Origin of the sequence: Streptococcus didelphis DSM 15616, assembly GCF_000380005.1 — a bacterium.
GTDB classification, from domain to species: Bacteria; Bacillota; Bacilli; order Lactobacillales; family Streptococcaceae; genus Streptococcus; species Streptococcus didelphis.
Window position 1 is genome coordinate 346491 of sequence record NZ_KB904188.1, and the last position, 16522, is coordinate 363012.

General features: G+C 33.4%; 17 protein-coding genes and 1 other annotated feature. Of the genes, 15 read left to right on the forward strand and 2 right to left on the reverse strand.

Annotated elements, in window-relative coordinates; translation table 11 throughout:
• The 6 genes from A3GU_RS0101770 (at nucleotide 1) to A3GU_RS0101795 (ending at nucleotide 7725) form a co-directional block, all read left to right on the forward strand.
• Nucleotides 1-942 (forward strand): glycosyltransferase family 2 protein, encoded by a 942-nt coding sequence (locus tag A3GU_RS0101770; protein WP_018365821.1) that lies wholly within the window; start codon nucleotides 1-3, stop codon nucleotides 940-942.
• Entirely contained in the window at nucleotides 939-2966 is a 2028-nt protein-coding gene (locus A3GU_RS0101775; RefSeq protein WP_018365822.1) for a DUF7657 domain-containing protein, read from the forward strand. The genes A3GU_RS0101770 and A3GU_RS0101775 overlap by 4 nt, the downstream gene beginning before the upstream one ends.
• A gap of 12 nt (nucleotides 2967-2978) precedes the next feature.
• A complete protein-coding gene (locus tag A3GU_RS0101780; RefSeq protein ID WP_018365823.1) occupies nucleotides 2979-3419 on the forward strand; it encodes a GtrA family protein in 441 nt (146 codons plus the stop codon).
• A 312-nt stretch (nucleotides 3420-3731) separates the two neighbouring features.
• The gene (locus A3GU_RS0101785; protein ID WP_083906195.1) at nucleotides 3732-5894 is read left to right on the forward strand and encodes a GBS Bsp-like repeat-containing protein; all 2163 of its coding nucleotides are present in this window, start codon (nucleotides 3732-3734) and stop codon (nucleotides 5892-5894) included.
• Nucleotides 5895-5979: 85 nt separating this feature from the next.
• Nucleotides 5980-7203, forward strand: a complete 1224-nt coding sequence (gene pepT / locus A3GU_RS0101790) for a peptidase T (RefSeq protein ID WP_018365825.1) — start codon at nucleotides 5980-5982, stop codon at nucleotides 7201-7203.
• A gap of 33 nt (nucleotides 7204-7236) precedes the next feature.
• Nucleotides 7237-7725, forward strand: a complete 489-nt coding sequence (locus A3GU_RS0101795; RefSeq protein ID WP_018365826.1) for an EbsA family protein — start codon at nucleotides 7237-7239, stop codon at nucleotides 7723-7725.
• Here A3GU_RS0101795 and A3GU_RS0101800 read toward each other — a convergent pair.
• Nucleotides 7712-7909: a ferredoxin gene (locus A3GU_RS0101800; protein WP_018365827.1), complete on the reverse strand. Its 198-nt coding sequence runs from the start codon at nucleotides 7907-7909 to the stop codon at nucleotides 7712-7714. The genes A3GU_RS0101795 and A3GU_RS0101800 overlap by 14 nt on opposite strands.
• 46 nt (nucleotides 7910-7955) lie before the next feature.
• Between A3GU_RS0101800 and A3GU_RS0101805 the strand changes: the two genes are divergently transcribed.
• The 5 genes from A3GU_RS0101805 to rplT all read left to right on the forward strand — a co-directional run bounded on the left by A3GU_RS0101805 (nucleotide 7956) and on the right by rplT (nucleotide 10483).
• On the forward strand, nucleotides 7956-8444 hold the full coding sequence (locus tag A3GU_RS0101805) for an SAG1386/EF1546 family surface-associated protein (protein WP_018365828.1): 489 nt from the start codon (nucleotides 7956-7958) through the stop codon (nucleotides 8442-8444).
• A gap of 14 nt (nucleotides 8445-8458) precedes the next feature.
• A complete protein-coding gene (gene cmk / locus A3GU_RS0101810) occupies nucleotides 8459-9133 on the forward strand; it encodes a (d)CMP kinase (RefSeq protein WP_018365829.1) in 675 nt (224 codons plus the stop codon).
• Nucleotides 9134-9161: 28 nt separating this feature from the next.
• Nucleotides 9162-9284 (forward strand) — a sequence feature (ribosomal protein L20 leader region).
• A gap of 14 nt (nucleotides 9285-9298) precedes the next feature.
• A complete protein-coding gene (gene infC / locus A3GU_RS0101815; RefSeq protein WP_018365830.1) occupies nucleotides 9299-9829 on the forward strand; it encodes a translation initiation factor IF-3 in 531 nt (176 codons plus the stop codon).
• A gap of 40 nt (nucleotides 9830-9869) precedes the next feature.
• Nucleotides 9870-10070, forward strand: a complete 201-nt coding sequence (gene rpmI / locus A3GU_RS0101820) for a 50S ribosomal protein L35 (RefSeq protein ID WP_018365831.1) — start codon at nucleotides 9870-9872, stop codon at nucleotides 10068-10070.
• A gap of 53 nt (nucleotides 10071-10123) precedes the next feature.
• Nucleotides 10124-10483, forward strand: coding sequence for a 50S ribosomal protein L20 (rplT, locus tag A3GU_RS0101825; RefSeq protein ID WP_018365832.1), 360 nt, complete (start codon nucleotides 10124-10126; stop codon nucleotides 10481-10483).
• A gap of 142 nt (nucleotides 10484-10625) precedes the next feature.
• On the opposite strand, the gene A3GU_RS0101830 is transcribed toward rplT, so the two are convergent.
• Nucleotides 10626-12767, reverse strand: a complete 2142-nt coding sequence (locus A3GU_RS0101830) for an LTA synthase family protein (protein WP_018365833.1) — start codon at nucleotides 12765-12767, stop codon at nucleotides 10626-10628.
• A 172-nt stretch (nucleotides 12768-12939) separates the two neighbouring features.
• Between A3GU_RS0101830 and A3GU_RS0101835 the strand changes: the two genes are divergently transcribed.
• The 4 genes from A3GU_RS0101835 to A3GU_RS0101850 all read left to right on the forward strand — a co-directional run bounded on the left by A3GU_RS0101835 (nucleotide 12940) and on the right by A3GU_RS0101850 (nucleotide 16469).
• A complete protein-coding gene (locus A3GU_RS0101835; protein ID WP_018365834.1) occupies nucleotides 12940-14097 on the forward strand; it encodes a class I SAM-dependent rRNA methyltransferase in 1158 nt (385 codons plus the stop codon).
• 2 nt (nucleotides 14098-14099) lie between these two features.
• The gene (gene aroD, locus A3GU_RS0101840) at nucleotides 14100-14783 is read left to right on the forward strand and encodes a type I 3-dehydroquinate dehydratase (RefSeq protein WP_018365835.1); all 684 of its coding nucleotides are present in this window, start codon (nucleotides 14100-14102) and stop codon (nucleotides 14781-14783) included.
• Nucleotides 14784-14891: 108 nt separating this feature from the next.
• On the forward strand, nucleotides 14892-16058 hold the full coding sequence (gene aroC, locus A3GU_RS0101845) for a chorismate synthase (protein ID WP_018365836.1): 1167 nt from the start codon (nucleotides 14892-14894) through the stop codon (nucleotides 16056-16058).
• A 72-nt stretch (nucleotides 16059-16130) separates the two neighbouring features.
• Entirely contained in the window at nucleotides 16131-16469 is a 339-nt protein-coding gene (locus tag A3GU_RS0101850; RefSeq protein WP_018365837.1) for a YlbF/YmcA family competence regulator, read from the forward strand.
• The last annotated feature ends 53 nt before the right edge of the window (nucleotides 16470-16522 follow it).

Genomic DNA, 16522 nt, shown 5'->3' on the forward strand with positions numbered 1-16522 from the left:
ATGACAGAGAAAATTGCAGTTTTACTACCTGCTTATAATGAAGAAGTTACCATTCAAAAAGTAATTAAAGATTTTCAATATTATTTACCAAATGCTGATATTTATGTTTATGATAATAATTCTAAAGATAATACTAACCAATTAGCAAGAGAAGCAGGAGCCATTGTTAAATTTGAGCCTCGTCAAGGTAAGGGTAATGTTGTTCGATCAATGTTTAGAGAGATTGATGCAGATTATTACATTATGATTGATGCAGATGATACTTATCCAGTTGCCGAAGTTGATAAATTATTAAGTCCTCTTAGAGCTGGTGTAGCGGATATGACTATTGGAGATAGGTTATCAAATGGAACCTATGCAAAAGAAAATAAACGTGGTTTCCATGGCTTTGGTAACAATCTAGTAAGAACTTTAATTAACAAATTGTATAAAGGTAACTATCAAGATATAATGACTGGTTACCGTGGTTTCAATCGTTTATTTGTTAAAACTTTTCCAGTTTTATCACCAGGATTTGAGATTGAAACGGAACTATCAATTCACTCTTTAGATAAGAGATTTAAATTGGTTGAAGTACCAATAACTTATCAAGACAGACCTGAGGGTAGTGAATCAAAGTTAAATACTTTTTCAGATGGTTTTAAAGTTTTAAAAATGATTTTTAATTTGTTTAAGGATTATAAGCCTTTATTGTTTTTCAGTATTGTTACTGCGGTCTTATTTATTATGGGGTTACTCGTTGGGATTCCAGTTATTAGTGAATTTGCTCGTACAGGATTAATTGACAAAATGCCATCAGCAATCTTAGCTACAGGTTTTATGATTTTAGCAGCACTCTCATTTGTTTCAGGCTTTATATTAGATACAATTGTTAGACAAAATAAAATGCAGTATGAATTAAAAGTTTATGATTATTATGAAAGAAACCATGTTAAAAGATGATAAAGATAATTGTTTTTATGAGATTAGTACTAGATAAATTAATAAAATGTCGTTACTTACTCGCTCTTATTTTTGTGATAATAGGTGTATCTTGTCAGATACATGGTAGCTCTTTGGCTAACTGGAATAATTTTGGAGTTAGTGAGGTTTCTAAGGGAAAAAAACAAGAAGTACTTAATCAGTTTTCCCAATCTCATTCTGATAGTGTAGATATTCCAAATGAATTAAGGCATTGGATTGCTTTTCCACCAAGGGATAATGGTACTCTAGTTGGTTTTCCTAGAATGATTAGAACAGATGAATGGATGGTACAAACACCATTCTTTATTTCGCAAGCTAATACGGGAAATCACTTTGTTAATAATAGTTATGGGATGACTGGACAGAATATGGTTATTGCATATAATGCTCCAGTTAAAGATTTATCAGTCATTGGCAAACCATTTAATTGGGGTTTTCTATTTTTAGGATCAGCGTATGGTTTATCATGGTATTGGTGTTTTAAGGTGATTACAATGCTTTTACTTGCATTTGAATTTTCCATGATAATAACTAAAAAGAACACTCTAATATCGTTATTGGGAAGTTTATGGATTACTTTTACTCCAACTGTGCAATGGTGGTTTATGCAACATTTGGGAGATGTTGTCTTTTTCACTCTATCGATTATTGTATTAGTATTTCATTATTTTAGAAGTAAAAGTATTATTCCAAAGCTAGGATTTGCTACATTACTTTCTATGTCAATAATAGGTTTTGCATTGGTAATTTACCCCGCTTTTCAAGTACCATTCGCTTATTTAATTTTATTTTTCTTCCTTCTTGAGATGATTGAATCAGTAAAGGGAAAAAAATTTAATAAGACTGACATCTTATTAATAACAGCAACTTTAGTATTTTCGGCTACAGTTATAGGACTTACTTTAATAAAAAGTCAGGATGCTATTGCTCTTACTTTAAATACAGTGTATCCAGGACACAGAATTTCTGTAGGTGGCGATTTGTCTTGGAGAAGACTTTCTGATTTATATAGTAATTTTATCTTACCTTTTAAAGTTCCTAAGCTTGGAAATCAAGTAGAAGCTTCGACATCTCTACATTTGCTACCTTACATCTTGTTTATCTTACCTTTTATTGTAAAGAAAACTAAAATTAAGGAGAATATTTTTGGCTTCACAATGTTGGCTTATTCTATTTTACTTTTCTTTTATACAGTTATTGGGCTACCTGAAATAATTGCTAGAATAAGCTTGTTTTCATTTGTGACATCAGGCCGAGCTTGGCAATCTTTAGCTGTAATAGGAGTTTTTGTATCTATTTGGTTTATAGGATATGTATGGGATTCTCAAATTATATCAGAAAAGAGACCACTGGTATTTTTGTCTTTAATAATAACTTTATTTCTTGCCTTCATTACTATAAATCAAGCTGAATATCGTAACTATATTGGTAATAAGTACATTTTAATGATTAGTTTAGCTATCTTTATCTTGATAATAGCCATACTTTATAAGAAGAAAGTCATATTAATATTAACCTTACTACCTTTAATTGTGGGAAGTGGTATGACAGTCAATCCTGTAGTAAAGGGACTAAGTGCAGTTGAGTCTAAGAGTTTAACATTTAAAATTAAGGAAATAGTTCATAGGAAACCACAAGGAGTTTGGATTAGCGAGGGAAGTTTATATAATTATCCTCAGATGTTTGGTGCAAAGACTTTAAATAGTGTACGTTTTTATCCGGACATTAAATTAATGAGACTATTAGATCCAAATAATAAAAAACAAAATATTTGGAATCGATATGCTCATATGCAAGTTTTTTTAACAAAAGATAAAACAAATATGCAGGCTCCTGTTCCAGATGTCTTAAATATACAATTAAGTACGGAAGAGTTAAGTCGTTTGAATGTTAATTATGTTTTAACACATAGAAATCTACAAGAAGAATTTGGTGATAGTTTTCAAAGAGTATATGGACCAGATTTAGATGGTAATAGTATTTATCATTATAAACAAAAATAGGAGAAATTTATAATGACTAAAATGAGTTTTCAAAAAATAATAACTTCAGAAGTTTTTAAATACTTATTTTTTGGTGTATTAGCAACATTTGTTTATATATTTATTAGGTTTCTTACATTTTTTCTGACAAAAGAAGCTACCTCATCTGCATTATTAGCTAATATTGGAGCTATTATTTTTGCATTTGTCACCAATGATAGTTTTGTATTTAATCAAGTCAAAATTGGTCGTTTTAAAAGGTTTGTAAAATTTGTAATAGCTCGTCTATTTACATTGATTTTAGATGTTTTGCTAGCCTATTTTCTTGTTGAGAAATTTCCATTACTTATAGGCCAATTTGTAAATAATGATATTAATATGATAAATACGATTGAAACTCTCCTGGGCCAGTTTATGGTAATAACTTTAAATTATATTTTAAGTAAACTCTTCATTTTTAAAGATACAAAGTAAAATAAGCAGAAGCAGAATAAGAAGCACCTCAATTTTGAGGTGCTTTTATATACTCTTGGAAAGGTCTTTAGATGTCTAACTTCATTTTAGTATTTTCAATGTTTAGATTTTAGATTCCTATCTATATCTTTTTATATTAAGATTTGAATGTATTCTTTATGAATGTTATAATTGTCTAAAAATTATAATCGAAAGTTAGGTTAACCTTTGAATTCTAAAAAATCATCTTTTTTATTATTTGCTTCTCTTATTCTAGGAGTTTTCTGGTATCAGCAAGAAGTTTCTGCATCGGATGTAACAGATTCAAATGCAATGGTAAGTTCAATTCAGAATGAAATAAAACTATCAAATGTTCAAAAAGAAGTATCTGGAAGCACTAAGGATATATCAGATTTGGCAAGTTCTTCTGAGCAAGTAAAGACTTCGGCTATAACATCCAATAAAGGTGAAACCGTTCTTCAGACAATAGAGACTCCCTCAGCTACTCCCTTGCAGGTAGAAGTACCTATTTCAAATCAAGATATAAAAGTCAGTAGTGTAACTATTTCTGATACAACGATAAAAACAAATAAGACAGAGCAAAAAATAGAATCTCTAGCTAAGAGAGCTGGACAAGAAACAACTCAAAAACTTGTTCAATCTCAATTAGGGAGTTCAAAATCTGCTCCTGTTACTTCAATTGCTGATGAGCAAGGAATTAAAATCCAATACCGAGAAACGATACCTTTAAATACAACTATCTTGTATGCCGTTTGGGGAGAAGAACAGGGACAAAACGATTTGATTTGGTACAATGCTTCACCAACTGGTGCTGCATATGTCGATTTTGCTCGTCATAAGGAATATGGCAAATATCATATTCACACTTATACCAGAAAAAATGAAAAGATGTTGGGAGTTAGTACACTTGAAGTAATACTTTTAATGCCTCAAGTCATCAGTCAAGTGACTCAGAATAATATAAGTTCCTTTACTGTAACGGTTTCAAAACTTCCGTCAACAATTACCAGTGTTTCAATTCCGGTTTGGACTGCCAAAGATGGACAAAATGATTTAATCTGGTACAAGGCTACGAAGACTCCAATAGGTGATTATCAAGTTCTGGTAAATACTTTAAATCATAATGATGAAAAAGGACTTTATCATATTCATATTTATGGTTATAGTACTATTACAGGTTACCAAATTGGACTAGTAACTAGAACCTATAATAACTTATTTACAAGGTCAGATGCAACTGTTTCAGTAACTAACTATGCTGAAAATAAGACTACTTTTACTGTAAATGTCTTGGGAACTCCAACAACAAAAGTTATAATAGGAGTTCAAATTGCTGTATGGTCAGAGAAAAATGGACAAGATGATTTAAAATGGTATATACCCATAATTGGAAATAATACCGCAATTCAATTAATAGACATCGCTAATCACAGTAATCTTTCTGATAATTATATTGTCCATGTTTATACAGATTATAGCGATGGTAGTCGGGTGGGAGTTTCCCTTGGAACATATAAGATTAATAAAGAAGTTGCAGTAGCTATTCCTCCCAAAGTATCGGTCATTAATTTTCAATCTGATAATGGAAAACTTGATGTAGGAGTGCTTCAAGGTACAAAGATAATTAAGGCGATACGTGTTGCTGCTTGGTCTGAAGTAAATCAAACTAATATTCATTGGTATGTTTCTTCAGATATTAAAGATGGACAGGCTATAGTTTCTGTAGATCAGATTTTTCATAAATTTTTGAAAGGTAACTACACGATTCATACTTATATTGATTTTTCTGATAATACAACAAGCGGTTTTAATCTAGGTAATTACTATTTTGCAGAGAATGTAAAATTATCTGCTTCGCAGGGCAATTATGCTATTTTAAACAAAATTATTTATTTAGATGCAGGTCATGGAGGCTATGATTCTGGAGCATCCTATTTTAATCAATATGAGAAATCCTTGAATTTACAGATGCAAAATAGAATTAAAGATAAGCTAGAATCTTTGGGCTATAAAGTAGTTACAACAAGGACGACGGATATATTTGTCGATTTACTTCCACGATCTCAAAGAGCTAATAAAACTTTAGCGGATATTTTTGTTAGTCTTCATTTTAATGCGTCGATAAATGCTAGTGCTTATGGACTTGAAACTTATTATTACGAATACTCTCCAGAATATCCTTCAGCTATTAACGAAACATATCATAATGATTCAGAGCGCTTACGTAGAAGTGCAAGTTTAGCACAGGCTATTCAAATGACAACTATTGCAAATACTGGGGCAAAAAATAATGGTGTACTAAGAAATACTTTTGCAGTATTACGAGAAACGATTGCTCCATCAGTACTAGTAGAGATGGGGTATATGTCAAATGCTACTGAGTTTAACAATATTATCTCTTCAGCTTATCAAGAAAAGTTGGCAAGTGGTATAGTAGCGGGTATTTTAAGTTACTACAAACAGTACTCTATCTAAAATAGGCTTTAAAAATCTTACTTGTCTTAAGGTTTTTAAAGCCTTTTTATGATATAATTAAATTGATAAATAATTGAGGTGACTTATGTTATATGATAATCTTTTAGATAGGTTTATTAAGTATGTGAAGGTTAATACGCGGAGTAATCCTGATAGTCAGACGACTCCGAGTAGCCAAAACCAAGTTGATTTTGCGCTGAATATTTTAAAGCCTGAAATGGAAGCTATTGGTTTACAAAATGTACATTATATAAAAGAAAATGGTTATTTAATTGGGACTTTGCCAGCTAATTCTAAGGAACTTACTCGCAAAATTGGTTTTATTGCCCACATGGATACAGCAGATTTTAACGCTGAAGGTGTTAATCCACAGATTATTGAAAACTATCAGGGGGGAGAGATTAAGCTGGGGCAATCTGGCTACGCCTTGCTACCTGAGGAATTCCCTAACCTAAATAATTATAAGGGTCAAACCCTCATAACCACTGATGGAACGACTCTCTTGGGAGCTGATGATAAGTCTGGGATTACAGAAATCATGACTGCGATAGAATATTTGCTTGCTAATCCTAGTATTGAGCACTGTGAGATTATGGTAGCTTTTGGTCCAGATGAAGAAATTGGTATCGGTGCAGATAAGTTTAAGGTAGCTGACTTTGATGTTGATTTTGCTTATACAGTTGATGGTGGTCCCTTAGGAGAACTTCAATTTGAAACCTTTAGCGCAGCAGCTTTGAAAATAGATTTTCTTGGACGAAACGTTCACCCAGGTACTGCTAAGGGGCAAATGATTAATGCCTTACAATTGGCTATTGATTTTCATAATCAATTACCAGAAAATGATCGACCTGAAAAGACAGACGGTTATCAAGGTTTCTATCACTTACATGGTATGAGTGGTTCAGTTGAAGAAGCTCATAGTTCTTATATTATTCGAGATTTTGAAGATAATTCCTTTGAAGCGAGAAAAGAGCATGTTTTGGCTATGGCAGATAGGATGAACAAAGCATATGGAACAGAGCGTATTCACATAAGTCTTTCTGATCAATACTATAATATGAAAAAAGTCATTGAAAAAGATATGACACCTATTAAAATTGCCAAGGCTGTTATGGAAGATTTATCTATTAAACCCATTATTGAACCGATTCGTGGAGGCACAGATGGGTCAAAAATTTCGTTTATGGGACTTCCAACCCCTAATTTATTTGCTGGTGGGGAAAACATGCACGGTCGATTTGAATTTGTAAGTTTAGAGACGATGTGTAAAGCTGTAGATGTTATTATTGGTATTGTTCAAAAATCTTAATGATGAAACAAGATAGAAAAGAGGTGAAAACAAATGATTAAAATTTTTGGTAAAATTCGGTACCATTGGCAACCAGAATTATCTTGGGCAATTATTTATTGGTCGATTGCATTTGCTCCAATCTTCATAGGTTTATCACTTCTTTACGAAAGAACAGAAATACCTAGCCGTATTTTTATCCTTTTTGCTATCTTTGCTGTATTAGTTGGTGTAGGTTTACACAGATATTTTATTATTGAAAATAATGGTATTTTAAGAATTGTTTCTTTGAAAATTTTTGGACCACATAAGCTTGATATTTCCTCAATCACAAAAGTAGAAGTAACTAAATCAACCTTAAGTATCATTGTAGAGGACAAAAAATATCTTTTTTATATGAGAAAGTGGCCTAAAAAGTATTTCTTAGATGCTCTAGCAATCAATCCATACTTTAAAGGAGAAGTGGAATTGATTGATAACTTTGTTAATTTGGATTATTTTGAGTTTTATAAAGACGATAAAAAGACTCTTACTGTATTGTAAGAGCCTTAGTAGGACAAGATTTCACTGCTAGGATGGCATCTTTATCAGTTTCAGAAATGGTTTTACTAGAGTCATTTGAGTCTGTAAATTTCACAATTCCGTCATCCTGGTAGTCAAATAGGTTAGAGTAGGTCTGACAGAGACCGCAAGCAATACATTTTTCTGGAATAATAGATACTTTCATAGTATCATTTTAATATGATTTTGTTAATTTAACAAGGGGGAGAATCATGGCAAAAGAACCATGGGAAGAAAAGATAGTTAATGAAACAAAGGAAAGGAGATCTCGAAAGTCCAGAGGTCCCATTCTAAGTACACCTTGGTTAACAGCCTTATTGAGTGTTTTCTTTGTTATTATTGTGGCTATATTATTTATTTTTTTCTATACATCAAATAGTGGTGGCAATAGACAACTTGAGACAAGTGGTTTTTACGGGGCATCTCAGTCTGAAACAAAGAAGAAAGCAAAAACTTCTAAATCAGAAAAATCCACACAAAGTACTAAAGCAAGTGAAACAAGTACATCATCAACCACAAAAGCAAGTTCTGAACCAGAAACTAAAAAAGGTCAGACAATTGTGGTCCTACCAGGAGAAGGAGTTGCATCTATTGCAGCAAGAGCAGGAATTAGTGCAGAACAGTTACAAAATTTAAATCCTGAACATATGACCCAAGGTTATTGGTATGCTAATCCTGGTGATGCTGTCTATATTAATTAATTGAAGAGGAAGAAATGAAAGCCATTAAAATTGCTATAGATGGACCAGCTTCCAGTGGAAAAAGTACTGTAGCCAAGATTATCGCAAAAAATCTTGGTTATACTTATTTAGATACTGGGGCTATGTACCGTTCAGCAACCTATATTGCACTAAAATATGATTTTACTGAAAGTGATGTTCACAAAATTCTCTCAACTCTTGAAAAAAATCCTATTTCATTTAAAAAAACAAGCGATGGAAGCCAAGAAGTTTATCTAGGAGAGGAAAATGTCACTTTGGCTATTAGACAAAATGATGTTACTAATAATGTGTCTTGGGTTTCAGCTATAGCTGAAATTCGTGAAGAATTAGTAAGGCAACAACGTCGGATTGCAAAAAATGGGGCCATTATTATGGACGGACGTGATATTGGAACAGTTGTTTTACCTGATGCAGAACTTAAAATATTCTTAATTGCTTCTGTTGAAGAGCGCGCCCAGCGTCGTTATAAAGAGAATTTAGAAAAGGGAATTGAGAGTGATTTTGAAAGGCTAAAAGATGAAATTGCTAGTCGGGACTACAAAGATAGTCATCGCCAAGTGTCTCCCTTAAAAGCAGCAGATGATGCTATTATTTTTGATACAACCGGTATTGATATCCAAGGGGTAGTAAAATTCATTCAAGAAAAAGCAGAAAAGTTATTGACATGATATAATTAGTGTGCTATCATGGTATTAATGAGAAAAGCAGAAGCGAGAGCTTCTCGCCTTGCGACTTAGGTTGTCTGGCCCTACATGTCAAAATCCTTTTGGATATTATGTGTGCGGGCTTGATTTATCAAGTCCGCTTTCGTTTTTCTCTAAAAAAATAAAGAGGTGAAGATCATAGCTAAGAAAGATCTATTCATTAATGATGAAATTCGCGTACGTGAAGTTCGTCTAGTTGGTCTAGAAGGTGAACAATTAGGTATTAAACCACTTTCTGAAGCTCAAGCCCTTGCTGATGCTTCAAATGTTGATTTGGTTTTAATCCAGCCACAAGCTGTTCCTCCTGTTGCCAAAATCATGGACTATGGAAAGTTCAAATTTGAGTTTCAAAAGAAACAAAAAGAACAACGCAAAAAACAAAGTGTTGTTACTGTTAAGGAAGTACGTCTTAGTCCAGTTATTGATAAAGGGGACTTTGAAACTAAACTTCGTAACGGCCGTAAATTCCTTGAAAAAGGGAATAAGGTTAAAGTTTCTATCCGCTTCAAAGGGCGTATGATTACTCATAAAGAGATTGGTGCAAAGGTTCTGGCTGAATTTGCTGAAGCTACTCAAGATATTTCTATCATTGAGCAGAGAGCAAAAATGGATGGTCGCCAAATGTTTATGCAGCTTGCACCAATTCCTGACAAGAAATAATTGTCACCGTTATATATTATGTTAAGAGGAGAATACTAAAATGCCAAAACAAAAAACACACCGCGCATCAGCTAAACGTTTTAAACGTACAGGTTCTGGTGGTTTGAAACGCTTCCGCGCTTTTACATCACACCGTTTCCACGGAAAAACTAAAAAACAACGTCGTCATCTTCGCAAAGCTTCAATGGTAAGCTCAGGAGATTTTAAACGTATTAAAGCAATGCTTACAGGTCTTAGATAAGATTAATTGTAAACATTAACTAGAATTATTAGAATTATTTGGAGGAAATATAAATGGCTCGTGTTAAAGGTGGAGTTGTTGCACGTAAACGTCGTAAACGTGTTTTAAAGTTAGCTAAAGGTTACTATGGAGCAAAACATATCTTGTTCCGTACTGCAAAAGAACAAGTAATGAACTCTTATTACTATGCATACCGTGACCGTCGTCAGAAAAAACGTGACTTCCGTAAATTATGGATTACCCGTATCAATGCAGCTGCTCGTATGAATGGTTTATCATACTCACAATTAATGCATGGTTTAAAACTTGCTGAAATTGAAGTAAACCGTAAAATGCTTGCTGATTTAGCTGTTAATGACGCTTCAGGATTTACTGCGCTTGCAGATGCTGCAAAGGCAAAACTTGCAAAATAGTATAGTAATAAATAGGGTTTAAGCCCTATTTTTAGATTGACGAAAGATTCTTTAGTTTTCTTTCGTCAATCTTTTTATTTTACTCCTATTTTAAGAAAGAATAGTAAAACATCCAAGACCTATTAGATCTCGGATGTTTTACTTATTCTTTTTTGGCTTCTTGCTCTGTTTTAGGATTCAATTCTAAGTAGGAAGGTGCCTTAAAGAGTTTTTGGGTGGATTTATTATGATGTTGGCTGTAGAGACTTTTAGACTCAGAACCTATTTCTTCTTCAATAGCTTTCATTTGTTTTAATTGTTTAGTGTAGACAAATTTGCTAGGATCAACAGTCTTTAAGCCATTATCAGTATCAAAGCGTAGCAAGTCACCAGTTTGTACAGCATCACTAACAGCTAACTGTCTGCTAGTAGCTTCTCGAATAGCTTTTGTTTTTTCCATTGTCATTTCATCTGGATTAGTGATTTCTTCACCACTCGCAGTATTATACAAGCGACCGCTATAGTTGGTATATTCAGGTGTCATATAGGTACCAGATGTTCTTTGCGCCACAATTTGTTTATTTTGAGGAGATAGAAGATCTTGTCCTAATTGAACATACTGACTGGTATCGACACCAAGGACATGTAAGAGTGTTGGAAGAGCATCGATTTCACCACCAAAAGTCGGACTAATAGTTCCATCTGTATATCCAGGGATATGAATCATAAAAGGAACCCGTTGTAGCATGGCATTATCATACTCAGACCATGTTTCAGGGTCTTTACCAAGTAAGCTTGCTAAGCTAGAATTTCTAGAATTTGAAATGCCATAGTGATCACCATAGAGAACAACTATAGACTTATCATATAGGCCTGATGCTTTGAGATAATCAAAGAAAGCCTTAATAGAACTATCTAGATAGTTGGCAGTTGCAAAGTATCCATTAATGGTTTCGTCATCAGTCTGTGCTAATGGGAAACCTTCCTCCTCTTTTTCCCCTTTTAAGCTTGTGTAGGGGTAGTGATTGCTGACAGTGATAAATTTAGTGTAGAAGGGTTGTTGGAGTCTTTCTAAGTATTTTATAGAATCCTTAAACATGTATTTATCATTGAGACCATATTGGAAAGAATTATTTTCATTTTGTTTAGAAAAATAGCTTGAATCAAAGAAATAATTATAGCCCCATTGCTTATAGGCATTATTTCTGTTCCAGAAGGTACCTACATTTCCATGGAAAACAGCACTGGAATAGTTTTCTTTTTGAGCCAAAATAGTCGGGGCTGAAAATTGTGTGTTTTCACCACCATAGTTTACCATGAAGGAGCCACTATTTAAACCAAATAAGGAATTTTCCATCATGGTTTCGGCATCAGATGTTTTACCGGCCTTAACCTGATGAAAGAAATTTGAAAAAGCTAAGGTAGAATTAGAATGGTAGAGTGAATTTAGAAAAGGTGTTACTTCATATTCCTTGTCACCGGATTTCAATTTATAATCAATAACAAATTGCTGGAAACTTTCCAAGTGAAGTACGATAACATTTTTCCCTTTTGCTATGCCATAATATTTAGGATTAGGAGCAGCATAATGTTCTTTAACGTAATTTTTGACATCTGTTAACTCGGCAGCTGTTGCTCCATTTCTTTCTTTTTGAGCTTGATAGGTTTGATTGGCACTATAGAGAGTAAAAGAAGGTAAGCCTAGTGCTCTGACAATGTAAGTGTTTGAAAACCCTCTTGTTAACAGTTCAGGTCTATCAATTTCGGCTAAGAAAAGATTAATGGACATGAACAAACAAGAAAGTGCTGTCACAGCAAAGGCTGCTCGTTTATTAAATGGACGTTTATCACTTTTAATTTTTTTTCTGCTAAATACAAAAATTAGTAGAACAAAGTCGATAATATAAATAATATCCCAGATACGTAGGAGATTGAGTGCCGAGTCTCCCAAGCCAGCAGATACTTTACTAGAGGCTAGCATGGCACTAACGGTAATAAAATCAGAAAACTCTCTATAGTAAATAGCATTTGAAATAAGTAAAAGATTAAGGATAATATAGGCGATCCATGAGGCAATATAAAAAGCCTTTGTATTTTTAAAGTAAAGGGCAAAGCCTAAAAGAAGGAGCCCTAAAGGGATAGGATTGATTATAGTTAAAAAGACTTGATATAGGTTACCTAAATCAAGGGAGAAATCAGCATGATAAGCCCAAAGGGTTTTAAGCCAGTAGGCAATTAGTAGGGTGATAATAAACCCTAACCTAGTATTGGCAAAATTTAATATAATTGTTTTTGTCTTCTTCACAGTAAGAACTTCCTCTTTATTATTTCCTAAAGATAAAATCTCAAAGTAAATTATAACAAAAAATATGTGGTATTGCTCGCTATAAGTTCATATTTACTTGGAATTTTATCAGAGAAAATGCCTGTAAATATTGTAGTAGAGCTTTTTTAAATTTTTTGGTATAATGTAAATTATGAATAAACTCTACATTAATTCTTTTGTTGAAAAGAACTTATCTTCTGGGGTACAATTATTAGAAGAAAAAGATTTCTCCGATTTGGAAATTACAGATCAGTTGGTCCAGCTTTATTCAAAGAGAAAAGAAGTTATTGGAACGGCGTATCTTTCAAGGCAAAATAAGGGGATTGGCTGGTTTCTTGGAGATAATATTGAGCAATTGAGCCTCTCTTATTTTAATACTCTTTTTCAAAATGCAAAAGAAAAAAGACAAGGTTTTATTAATAGTCAAGATACTACTGCTTACCGTTTATTTAATCAAGAAGGTGATAACTTTGGTGGCTTAACCATTGACTTTTATGGTGGCTATGCTTTGTTTTCTTGGTATAATACATTTGTCTATCAACAAAGAGAACTTATTATTGAAGCTTTTCAAGAGGTCTATCCAGAAGTTTTAGGTGCTTTTGAAAAAATTCGCTTTAAGGGACCTTCCTATGAGTCGGCTCATTTATATGGTCAAGTTGCCCCAGATACCTTTGAAATTCTAGAAAATGGTATTTCCTATCAGGTTTTCTTAAATGATGGTTTAATGACGGGTATCTTTCTTGATCAGCATAATGTTAGAAGAGAGCTAGCAGAAGGGCTAGCCGCTGGGAAAAGCTTATTAAATGTCTTTTCTTACACCGCAGCCTTTTCAGTAGCTGCAGCTATGGGTGGTGCTAGTCAAACGGTCTCGGTTGATTTAGCTAAACGATCGCGTGAGCTTTCAATAGCCCATTTTGAAAAAAATCATTTGGATGTAGCAAATCATCAGTTTCTTGTGATGGATGTTTTCGAATATTATAAGTATGCTAGAAGAAAAAAATTAAGTTTTGATATAATAGTTATTGATCCACCTAGTTTTGCTAGAAATAAAAAGCAAACTTTTTCGGTTCTTAAAGACTATCATAAGTTAATTTCAGAATCTATTCAGATTTTAAATCCAAATGGTATCATTATTGCATCAACAAATAGTGCAACTATGACAAGCCAACATTTCAAAAAACAAATTTTAAAAGGGCTAGGAGATAAGAAAGTGAAGGAAATGACTTTACAACAACTTCCTAGTGATTTTACAATTAATAAAGCAGATGAAAAAAGTAATTATTTAAAAGTAATTACTTTGAAGGTATGAAAATGAAAATAGTAGCTTCGGTTATACCAAGAAATTTTGAGGAAGCACAGAATATTGATGTGTCAAAATATGATGGTGTTGATTTAATTGAATGGAGAGCAGACTTTTTAGCAAAGGAAGAAATCATTACTGTTGCTCCAGCAATATTTGAGAAATTTGCAGGTAGAGAAATCATCTTTACACTTCGTACGAGTCGAGAAGGTGGAAATATTGAACTATCAGATCAAGAGTATATCGCATTAATTAAAGAAATAAATGCCATTTATAATCCTGATTATATTGATTTTGAGTACTTCTCACATAAGGCTGTCTTCAATGAGATGCTGGATTTCCCTAATTTAGTTCTGTCCTACCACAATTTTAAAGAAACGCCTGAAAATTTAATGGAATCTTTTTCAGAGATGACCAAACTAGCTCCTAGAGTAGTTAAAATATTTGTAATGCCAAATAGTGAACAAGATGTCTTGAACCTAATGAATTATACTAGAGGCTTTAAAGCCCTTAATCCTGAACAGACATATGCAACCATGTCTATGGGCAAACTAGGTAGGATTTCACGTATTGCCAGTGATATTATTGGTTCTTCCTGGATTTTTGTATCTATTGATAACAATAGTAATGCCCCTGGCCAAATTTCTTTAAATGATATGAAAAAAATTATTGAAGTTCTGGATGCAGATTCCTAAACACCCTATCATTAAGGTAAAAAGAAACATTGTTCTAAAGGCTTTTAGGATGATGTTTTTCTTTTCGCTTCCATTTCAAAGATTTAATTGTCTAGTAAAGGAGTAGGTATGAGATACTTAACAGCGGGTGAGTCACATGGACCTGCACTCACAGCTATTATAGAAGGTATTCCTTCGGGTTTAAGGCTTGAAAAGTCAGATATTGACAAGGAATTAAAGAGACGGCAAGGTGGCTATGGGAGAGGCGCCAGAATGGCTATTGAAGATGATAAGGTTATCATTTCTTCAGGTGTCAGACATGGAAAAACCACTGGTGCACCTATAACCTTGACGATTGTTAATAAAGATCATAATAAATGGCAAGACATTATGTCTATTGAAGAGTTAGATGATGCTATAAAACAAAAACGTAAGCTTATTCATCCAAGACCTGGTCATGCGGACCTTGTTGGAGGTATTAAGTATAGGTATGAGGATTTACGAAATTCCCTTGAGAGATCTTCTGCACGCGAAACAGCTATACGAGTGGCAATTGGTGCTCTAGCTAAAGTGATTTTAAGAGAATTATCTATTCATACTCTCAATCACATTCTGGTTTTTGGAGGTAAAACTATCCAGTTACCAGAAGAAGAGTCATTTGAAATGCTTCAGGAAAAAGCAATGGCTTCTGACTTGTCGATAGTCAATGAAGAGCAAGAAGAAGAAATCAAAGCCTACATTGATCAGATAAAAAAAGAAGGTAATACCATCGGTGGTATCGTTAAAACTATCGTAGAGGGTGTACCAGCAGGGTTAGGTTCATTTGTTCATTGGGATAAAAAATTAGATGGAAAAATTGCTCAAGCTGTTTTATCTATCAATGCTTTTAAGGGTGTTGAGTTTGGTAATGGCTTTCAAATGGGTTATCAAAAGGGCTCAGAGGTAATGGATGAGATTGTCTGGGATGCCCAAAAAGGCTATGCTAGAGCCAGCAATCATTTAGGAGGCTTTGAAGGTGGCGTTACAAATGGAGAAAATTTAGTAATCAAAGCCGTTATGAAACCTATTCCAACTCTTTATAAGCCTCTAAGATCAGTTAATATTGAAAACCATACTCCTTACAAAGCAACTGTTGAACGGTCTGATCCGACAGCACTTCCCGCAGCAGGGGTTATAATGGAAAATGTGATTGCAACTGTTATTCTTCAAGAGATATTAGAGAAATTCCCTTCAGATACTATGGTGGATTTAAAAAAGGCTATGACTGATTATCGTAGCTATGTTAATGGTTATTAAGAGACAAGAAACTCACTAATATGGTATGATAAAAGCATCCTATAATATAAGAAAAAGTCTAAGGAGAAAGTTATGTCCCAAGAAATTTATGACTATGCTAATAAAATTGAAAGAGCAATGCGAGCTCTACCAGAATACAAAACAGTAGAATCATCAAAAGAAGCTATAAAAAATAATGAAGAAGCTAATGGTCTCTTTAATGAGTTTGTAGAGATGCAAGAAAAAATTCAAGGAATGATGCAAACAGGTCAAATGCCCTCAACTGAAGAACAAGAAGCTATTGAAAGTTTAAGTAAAAAGATTGAGGCTAATCACCTTTTAAAAGCTTACTTTGATGCTCAACAAGCCTTGTCAGTATATGTTAGCGACATTGAACGCATTGTATTTGCACCTTTAAAAAATCTTATTTAAGCTTTGCAAGAGATTCCACTGAGAAGACGGAATCTCTTTTTATCTGCAATTTA